Genomic DNA, 9,008 nt, shown 5'->3' with positions numbered 1-9,008 from the left:
GTACTCCCGGGCGTATAAATCCAGGACGTCCTCCATCGCAGCGACGAAGGCGCCGTTGTGCTCGGGTGGGATGACCCATTGTTCGTGCAGGTGCGGCTTCAGGATGTTTTTTTGAGGTAGACCCGCACGGTTTCATGCGAGATGGCGTCCACGTGACCGAGTTCGACCATTTGGTCGGCGAGGAGGCGCAAGGTCCAGGTCTTGTGCCCGAGGGACTCGGGCACCGCACTGCACGCCAGCGCGATGAGGTGCGCTTCGGTGCGCTCGTCGAGTTTCTTGGGTTTGAAGCGTTGGGGTCGCAGATGGTCGAGTGCAGCTTCCAGACCGTCCAGCACGTAGCGTTGCCGCACACGAAGGACCGTTCGAGGGTTGACGTCCAGGGCTTGAGCGATGAGTTTGTCGTGCAGTCCGGCTCCCTGCTGATCCGCTTTGAGGAGGATGCGGGCATGGGTGAGCTTGCGGGTGGGCGCGCTGTCCACCTTGAGCAACGCCCGCAGCTGCGTCCGTTCCTCGTCCTTCAACTGCACCAGGTACTTCATGCCCAAGCGTAGAACTCATCTCTTGCACCTGAATAGGTAGCGAAAAAGCGCCCTCAGACGCGAGAAAGAGGGTGTGTGTAACCTCAAGCTTCGCGGGGAGCGCGCCTCTATTCTGGCAGACGCACTCCTCGCTGTCCCGACCCGTCCGTACCAGAAGCGCAGCCTGGAGGCTGCGCTGGGGCTCTTTCTCGACCTGAAGACGAAAAAGGCGCTCCACCGAGCCCACACCGTCAGTGCCAGTGCGCTGAGTCGCCTCCTGAACGTGTATGAGTGGGACACGGCGTCCTGCTGGACGGCCCTCGTCCAGGCCCAGTGGGAGGTCCTGTTGCTCGCAGCGCGGCGCAAACACCACCCACGCTTGCGGCTGTGTGTGGACCTCACCAGTGTCCCGAAGACGGGACGCGATTTGCCCTTCGTACGCGTCTATAACGAGGTCTACGGGATTCATCTGGTGGTGCTATACGCGGTGTACGGGGACCTGAAGTTCCCCGTAGGGTATCGGGTGTACCGGGGGCAGGGGTCCCCTGCCCCCGTCCGTCTCGCCTTGGACCTCCTGACCACGGTTCCTGCCGAAGTGAGCCGCCGCTTCGACGTGTGGGTGTTAGCCGACAGCGGTTTCGAGTCGTCGGCGTTCCTTCAGGGCGTGCGGGACCTGGGCTTTGAGTTCGTGGTCGGGGTGCGCTCGACTCGACGCACCGACCACCCGGGTCACGTCACTGTGCAGCATTGCGAACACGGGAGTTGGGTGAACCTCGCCAACTGGCCCTGGGAGCCCCTGACGCTGGCCCGGGTCGACCGAGGGGAGAGGACCTTTTTCTCGGTCGCGTCACAACTGCTGGCGGGCGACCAAGTCGCCCGCGAGGGAGCGTGGCGGTGGGCCATCGAATCGTTTTTCAAGGAGGCCAAGCATGGCTTCGGGCTGAATCGGTTCGCGTTGCGGACCGCTCAGGGGCTGGACCGCTGGGTGCTGCTCGTTTTTGCTGCGTTCACGCTCTCCATGCTCTGCCAGGCCGACACCCTCTCGCTGGAACAAGCGGCGGACGTCGCCGCCCGGGTGGCTCTGCCACTGCTGGTCGTTCAGCGCCTTGCTCTACAGGTCTGGCGAGAGGAGAAATTCCTGCGCCACCACGGCTATTCACTCACCCTATCCAGGTGCAAGAGATAAGTAGAACTGCCCCAGTTCCCCGCGGTAGTCCCTGACACCCCTTTCCTGACAGCCCACTAGGCGCGGGGTTGGCTCTGCCCCTCGTGACCTACTGCACCCACCTTCTTGAAGCTGCTACAGATAGCACCTGTTCCCTTAAGGCTGAATCACATCTCGCCGTGCGCGTGCGTCTCAAATTCACGGTCGTGCTATTCAACACAGGCACGACAAGCACGAGAACAGAACTTGGGAACGATCGAGTGTCTGACGACGCCCGGCTCAACGATGAAGCAAACGAATGACGGTCCGACGACCTAAGTTGTGATGGAGGCGGTATCTGCACATACCGTCTCCATTTTTGCTCGTCTGCGTGCCGGTCGAGCCCTTCGAGCTCAAGCCCTAAACGGGGTTGTCTGATCAGTGACGCCGCCCAGCAAGGCGGCGGGCCGATGGCCTTGATGAGGATCCACCACCCCTCAGCCACACAACCCCAAACTGCCGAAGGTCAACCCGGACCAGGAGAACCTTTCCCTTGACAGCAAACACCGGGTGTGCTTATTGTTAAAACGTTTCAACAACCAATCAGCGGAGGTCCCCATGGCGTCCGATTCGTCAACGAACCTTGGCGTGAGAGTGACGATTCACGAGGTGGCCCGTCATGCAGGCGTGTCTATTGGCACAGTTTCTCTGGCACTGAACGGAAGCCCACGCTGCTCAGCCGCTACTGCTGAGCGCGTCCGTGCTGCGGCAGCAGCATTGAACTACCTGCCCAACCACGCTGCCAAGAGCCTGAGGCGTCAGGCATCCGAGACTATCGCTCTGGTTATTCCTGACATTGGCAACCCGGTGTACGTGGCTATGGCTAAGGCGGTACAGCAGGTGGTCAAAGAACGCCACTACCATCTGTCTCTAATCAGTACGGATGGTTATGATCAGGAGGAGATTCACGCGCTTGAAACCCTGACTCAGCGTCGGGTCGACGGAATGATTCTGTGCTCGCTGCGCATGACGGAGCCGTTGGCACATTCGCTGCAACACGCATCAGGTCCCGTGTGTGTCATTGGCGGCCTCGCCGAAATCGCCAGGGTCGACAACGTGCAGGTCAACTCCGAGTACGGCGTGCGGCTGGCCATAGATCACCTTGTCGCTCAGGGCCGGAAACATATCGCCTTTCTCAACGGCCCTCGCAACACCGTGCCTGCCATCGTCCGGGGACGAGGCTACCTCCAAGCCCTCCGGCAACATGGCCTGGATGACCGGGCCCACCGGCTGATCAACACGGAGTTCAGCGTCGCGGGCGGGTATGAGGGGGCCATGGCCCTGCTGACGAAACATCCTGATATTGACGCGTTGTTCTGCGCCAACGATCTGATTGCCATAGGCGCCATGAAGTGCCTGCGGGAACTGAAACGGCGCGCCCCTGATGATGTGGCGGTTGTCGGCATGGACGATATTCCAGAGGGTCTTATCTGCACGCCGAGTCTGACGAGTGTGTCCCTGCTTGCCCGGGAACGTGGGCAAATTGCGGCAGGGATGCTGCTGGACCGGCTCACGGGAGGAGGGAATGCTGAAGTGAACACCGTGACGGTGACGCCCCACCTCGTCGTTCGGGAATCCAGCACCGTGGGGAACCCACCTGGAGACCTGAGATGATCCTGCCCCGGAAAAAGGCACCCTCCAGCTCATCGTCATCAGGAGGGTACGCCCGGGTGACGTGGTGGCTGTTCCTGCCCACCCTGATTCCGGTCGTGTTCCTGTCGATCCTGCCGTTGATTCAGGGCGTGTACCTGGGCTTTACCGACTACACACTTGGTGCGGAGCAGCGGAAGTTCATTTTCCTGGGCAACTTCTCGAAGATGCTGTCGGATCGCCAGTTCTGGAGTTCATTTCAAATCGGCGCGATCTGGACGTTCAGCGTGACCCTGGGAGTCATCGTTCTGGGCATGGTCCTGGCGCTGCTGCTCAACGCGCGGTTGCCCGGACAGGGGGTGGCCCGCGTTCTGGTGCTGATTCCCTGGGCCATTCCGCCGGTCATCAAGGGCATGATCTGGCGCCTGATGTACCACCCGACCAGCGGATTCCTGAACGCTGCGCTGATCTCCGCTGGGCTGTTGAAATCGCCGGTCGACTGGCTCAACGACTTCACTTGGGCTCTGCCTGCCGTGATCATCGTGGGCATCTGGACGGGCCTGCCTCAGGCCACCGTCGTGCTTCTGGCTGGCCTGCAGACCATTTCCGAGGATCTGAGAGAGGCGGCGGCCCTGGACGGCGCCTCCAGCTGGGGTCAGTTCCGTCACGTCACGCTGCCGCTGATGATGCCGGTCATCCTGGCGGTTTCCGCGCTGGAATTCATGTGGAACTTCAATTCCTTCGGGCTGGTCTACACCCTGACAGAAGGCGGGCCCGCCGGAACGACCCGCCTGCCCATGCTCTTCGCGTACGAGGAGGCTTTTCGCTACGGCAACATCGCGTACGCCTCCGCCCTGGGCATGGCCATGGTCCTGATCATCGGCGTGACCCTGTTCTACAGCGTTCGCAGCCAGTTCCGTTCCGCAATCAGCAAGGAGACGCCATGAAGGTGAAATTCTCCCCTGCCCGAGCCCTCATGTCCCTGCTGCTGCTGCTGTTCGTTCTCTTCCTCGCCTTCCCCGTGGTGTGGCTGCTGTCGACGGCACTGAAGTCAACGGCAGAGATTTTCAACACAACGGCATTCCTTCCCAAAGCCCCGACTCTGGAGAATTTCGGGGTGGCCATCCGCGACCTGGGGATCCTGCAGAGTGCGGCCAACACGTTCAAGATCAGCCTCATCTCTGCCGCCCTGACACTGGCTATCGCCACGCCAGCAGCCTACGTCCTTGCCCGGCGCTCTACGGGCGTCAATCGCGCGGTCATGGTGTGGATTCTGGTCACCCAGACGTTCCCGGTGATTCTGATCATCGTGCCCTTGTTTCTGATTCTGGCCCGGGCGCACTTGGTCAACACCCACCTCGGCCTGATCCTGGTGTACGTGGTGTGGAGCCTGCCGTTCGTGCTGTGGATGCTCCAGGGCTACATCACTGGCATTCCTGTCGAGTTGGAGGAGGCGGCGGCCGTGGACGGAGCCACGCAGGCCCAGGCCATCCGGCACATTCTGGTGCCGCTCATCCTGCCAGCGCTGGTCGCGACCGGCCTGTACGCCTTCATCAACGCGTGGAACGAGTTCTTTTTCGCCCTGGTGCTGCTCAAGTCTCCCGAACTCACCACCATCCAGGTGAACCTCTCGCGGCTCAAGGGCATTGAGGGACTCGCCCGCTGGGGGCCTCTGGCGGCGGGAAGCGTCCTGGCCACTATTCCAACCCTGATCCTCTTCGCCTTCATGCAGCGCCGCTTGGTGTCAGGCCTGCTCGCTGGCGGCGTCAAAGCCTAGGAGGTGTGCCGAGCCCCAATCCCGACCATCTTCCCCTGGCCGCACCGTTCATTCGTTCGATCCAGACCTGGTGTTGAAGCGAGGAAGAACTGTGAAAAACGTTGCCCTGGTCACCGCTGTGCTCCTCACCGCCCTGCAGCCCTCAACCAACGCGCAGACCCGAACCCCGGTGAAGATCCGTTTCGTCAGCCTCGCCTGGCAAACCCAGGCCATAGCGGCCACCAAGGAAGTCATCAACTCCTGCGACGCCAAAAATGCCGGTTACCAGGTCGAGTATCAGCAGGTCTCCTGGGATGCCATCCAGGATTATCTCACGACCTCCTTCGAGGCTAAGAATGTGCCGGACGTCTTTCACTACGAGTCGACGCCCGTGATGGAGTTCGCGACACGTGGGTACCTGACAGACCTGTCCAAGATGATTCCTGCGGAGATGAAGGCGGACATCGCCAAGGGTGCCTGGGCGACGGTAACCAACGATGCTGGTGGCGTGTACGCGGTTCCGTTCCTCTGGGAGTCTCTCATCACGCTCTACAACAAGGACCTTTTCAAGCAAGCCGGTATCAGGCCACCCACCGTTGCCAAGCCCTGGACATGGGAGGAATTCCAGAAGGCGTCCAAGGCGCTCACCAAGGACAAGAACGGGGACGGCACCATCGACCAGTACGGCTCCGCGTTCGGCCTGCGCTCGCCGACCAACCGCATCCTCAACCTCTCCCTGGGCTTCGGCGGGGACTACTTCTATAAGAGTGGGAACAAGTATGTGGTGCGGGTTGGGGAAAAGGAAAAAGCACTGCTCCGGATCCTGCTCAACATGCACTACACCGACAAGTCCGCCTCGCCCGACGGGCTGACTGCACAGAGCCCAGAGCTGTTCAACGGCTTTTTCTCGGGCAAGTACGCCATGCTGCCCGGCATCGGCGTCTGGGCGCGTCAAACTATCGCCGAGAGTGGCCCCAAGGGCTTTAACTGGGGTGTCCTTCCCCCCATCAAGGCAACGAGCCAGGAGCAGGGCTCAGCCACCCAGACGCTCAGCATCCCCACCGCTTCGACCCACAAGAAGGAAGCGATGCAGTTCATCACCTGCTTCGTGAACCGGGTGAACAACGGCAAACTGGCGGCCGGTGACTGGCTGTTCCCGACCCGCACGTCCTCCCTGAGGGGCACGCCCTTCCAGTCGGAGGCCAACGGCTGGAAAACCGCCACGGAATCCGCGAAGTACCTCACCATGGCGCCCTTCCAGCAGGTCAACGGCTTCACTGAGGTCCGGACGAAGGTACTGACGCCCACCTTCCAGCAATTGCTGGCCAACCGTATCAGTCTCGATGACGCAGTCCGGCAAATCGAGCAGCAGGGCAACGAAATTCTCTCCAGATATTACAAGTGACTCGCCCTGCGGTGCGTGGGGCCGGAATCGTGGAGGTTGAAACGTGGCCGATAGCATTGAAGATGGGGCGCTGGGGTGCATTCTCGGCGGTGCTGTGGGAGACGCTCTTGGCGGGCCTACCGAGGGGCGGACTCCGGAGGCGATCAGGGAGCGGTTCGGTGGCGACGTCCTGGACATCGTGGGGCCCTTTCACCCCGACTGGCAGACGGCGCGGCCTCTGTCGCCCTTGCACAAGGGTGACGGGCACGTCACGGACGATACGCTGATGGTGATGGCGCTGGCCAGCGTCTACGAAACAGTGCGGGCTCATCTCAGTGCTTTTGACATCGCGGACCATCTCGTCACCGAAATCGCTGACGTCGTGACCTACGTGCCTGAGTTCGAACGCGAGACAGTGCTGGTCAACCGGCTGTTCTACGCGGAGAAGTACCTGCTGCTGCGGCTGCGTCACGCCCACGTCGACCCCCGCGAGGCCGGGGTGGGAAACGTGGTGAACTGCGGAGCAGCTATGTACATGTCCCCCGTGGGCATCGTCAACGCCGGAGACCCTGAAGGCGCCTATCAGGAAGCCATTGAGATCGCCGGGGCCCACCAGTCGAGTTACGGCCGTGAGGCCGCCGGGGTGATGGCCGCCGCCGTCGCCGAAGCGCTGCGCCCCGGTGCCACCGTGGACTCCGTGGTGCAGTGTTGTACCCGGCTCGCCCATGACGGCACCCGGGCAGCCATCCTGGCCGTCACGGAAGCGGCGCGAGGGGTACAGGACTGGCGGCGGGCCATCCCGGTCCTGCGAGACGCTGTGCGCCCCTTTGATAGCGTCGGGGAGGACTACCGCGCGCCAGCCCTCGACGCACGCAAGCCCAGCCGCACCAAGGCCATCGAGGAACTGCCGGTGGCGCTGGGGATGCTGGTCGCCACGGGCGGGAACTACCTGGATACGGTCTTCGGCGGGGTGAACTACGGCCGTGACTCGGATTCCATCGCCGGAATGGGAGGGGCCATCGCGGGCGCGCTGCACGGCGCATACGTCGTGCCATCCCACTGGTCGGCCCTGATCCAGGAGCGCAGCCGCAAGGACCTTCATGCCGTGGCCGCCGGGCTGGCCAGGGTCGCGCGGGAGCTGTTCGCCCAGGACCAGGAACGCTTCGCCCGGCGGGTCAGGGGATTTCCAGTGGCCCTGCCGATGACGGAACCTACCCCGGGGGAGGTCCCCATTTGAGCGTCCGCGTCACCTGGCTCGCCCTGGAAGAGCGGCTGGAGCATGAGTTCCGTCAGCTGCGCGAGGAGGGGGCTGATCCGGCGGAACTTCAGCACGCCTGGGCTGAGGTGGGCGGTGCCGACGTAGGCGTCCGGCGTGCCGCGGCTGCCCACCTGCTTGACCAGGCCCGCCTGCTCTCCGAAGCGCAGCCAGCCCCTCCCGACCCTCCGCTGGATCTGCAGGCGGGGGCCCCGGCACTGCCGTCCGCGGACCTGGAACGCCGCGTGCGGGCCGGCTGGACAGGCCGCATGGCCGGCTGCCTGCTGGGCAAGCCCGTCGAGAAAATTCCGCGGGAGGGTATTCGTGCTCTGCTGACGTCCAGCGGTCGCTGGCCGCTCGACGACTACTTCACCGCCGAGGGCGTGCCGGAGGAGGTGCTGGCCCGCTATCCCTGGAACCGGGCCAGCGCACCGACCAGCCTGCGCGAGAACATCGCGTGCATGCCCGAGGACGACGACATTAACTTCGCCATGCTGAACCTCGCCGTGCTGGAAACGGCGGGACTGTCCTTCACCACCGACGACGTGGCTACGGCCTGGCTCTCGATGCTCCCCGTCCTGAGCACGTTCACTGCTGAACGTGTGGCGTACCAGAACCTGCTGGACAAGAGGGACCCTCCTGAAACGGCCCGCCACCGGAACCCGTACCGGGAGTGGATCGGCGCGCAGATTCGGGCCGACATGTGGGGCTGGGCTGCCCCGGGCCAACCCGCCCTGGCCGCCACGCTGGCCCGGCGGGACGCGGAGCTCAGCCACACCGGCAACGGGGTCCACGCGGAGATGTGGGTGGCGGCTATGGTGGCGGCGTCCTTCACCGAAACTGACCCCCGGGCGGTGGTACGTGCCGGACTCACCGTCATTCCCCCTGAGGGGCGCCTGGCCCAGGCTGTGAAGTTCGCGCTCACGCTGCCCGACGCCGCGCCTGATTGGGAAGGGGCTCTGGACCTGCTGTACGCCCGGCTGGGTCACTACCACTGGGTGCACGCGATCAACAACGCGGCCCTCGTCACGGCCGCCCTGGTGTATGGCCGGGGTGACTTTTCGACCTCAATCTGTCTGGCCGTCATGGGTGGCTGGGACACGGACTGTAATGGAGCCACCGTCGGCTCCATTCTCGGGACACTCAACGGGGAGGTGCCGCTGCGCTGGAGCGAGCCCCTCCAGGGTCGGGTGCGTTCCAGCCTTCGGGGGTTTGACAACATGAGCATCGACGAGCTGACACGCCGGACCCTGGCCCAGATTGGGTGGGCACGCGCGGCCCTGCCGGAGAACGCGCACTGA

At 63.3% G+C, this 9,008-nt stretch carries 8 protein-coding genes; 7 read left to right on the top strand and 1 reads right to left on the bottom strand.

Going from position 1 to position 9,008, the window contains the following annotated elements; genetic code table 11:
* Positions 1-98: 98 nt before the first annotated feature.
* Positions 99-539, bottom strand: coding sequence for a helix-turn-helix domain-containing protein (locus F784_RS0120250; protein ID WP_019588543.1), 441 nt, complete (start codon positions 537-539; stop codon positions 99-101).
* Between the two features lie 73 nt (positions 540-612).
* Here F784_RS0120250 and F784_RS0120245 point away from each other — a divergent pair, with 73 nt between their 5' ends.
* The 7 genes from F784_RS0120245 to F784_RS0120215 all read left to right on the top strand — a co-directional run bounded on the left by F784_RS0120245 (position 613) and on the right by F784_RS0120215 (position 9,008).
* Positions 613-1,704, top strand: coding sequence for an IS701 family transposase (locus F784_RS0120245; protein ID WP_019588542.1), 1,092 nt, complete (start codon positions 613-615; stop codon positions 1,702-1,704).
* Between the two features lie 576 nt (positions 1,705-2,280).
* On the top strand, positions 2,281-3,336 hold the full coding sequence (locus tag F784_RS25640; protein WP_083939308.1) for a LacI family DNA-binding transcriptional regulator: 1,056 nt from the start codon (positions 2,281-2,283) through the stop codon (positions 3,334-3,336).
* A 56-nt stretch (positions 3,337-3,392) separates the two neighbouring features.
* Entirely contained in the window at positions 3,393-4,259 is an 867-nt protein-coding gene (locus tag F784_RS0120235) for a carbohydrate ABC transporter permease (protein ID WP_019588540.1), read from the top strand.
* 29 nt (positions 4,260-4,288) lie between these two features.
* Entirely contained in the window at positions 4,289-5,089 is an 801-nt protein-coding gene (locus F784_RS0120230; RefSeq protein WP_211211921.1) for a carbohydrate ABC transporter permease, read from the top strand.
* A 91-nt stretch (positions 5,090-5,180) separates the two neighbouring features.
* Positions 5,181-6,473, top strand: coding sequence for an ABC transporter substrate-binding protein (locus F784_RS24020; protein ID WP_019588538.1), 1,293 nt, complete (start codon positions 5,181-5,183; stop codon positions 6,471-6,473).
* A gap of 43 nt (positions 6,474-6,516) precedes the next feature.
* Positions 6,517-7,689 (top strand): ADP-ribosylglycohydrolase family protein, encoded by a 1,173-nt coding sequence (locus F784_RS0120220; RefSeq protein ID WP_019588537.1) that lies wholly within the window; start codon positions 6,517-6,519, stop codon positions 7,687-7,689.
* Positions 7,686-9,008 (top strand): ADP-ribosylglycohydrolase family protein, encoded by a 1,323-nt coding sequence (locus tag F784_RS0120215; protein WP_019588536.1) that lies wholly within the window; start codon positions 7,686-7,688, stop codon positions 9,006-9,008. Before F784_RS0120220 ends, F784_RS0120215 begins: the two co-directional genes overlap by 4 nt.

Origin of the sequence: Deinococcus apachensis DSM 19763 (genome assembly GCF_000381345.1) — a bacterium.
Lineage (GTDB): Bacteria > Deinococcota > Deinococci > Deinococcales > Deinococcaceae > Deinococcus > Deinococcus apachensis.
The sequence above is the reverse complement of the archived record's forward strand: the minus strand, read 5'-3'. Positions and strand labels throughout refer to the sequence as shown.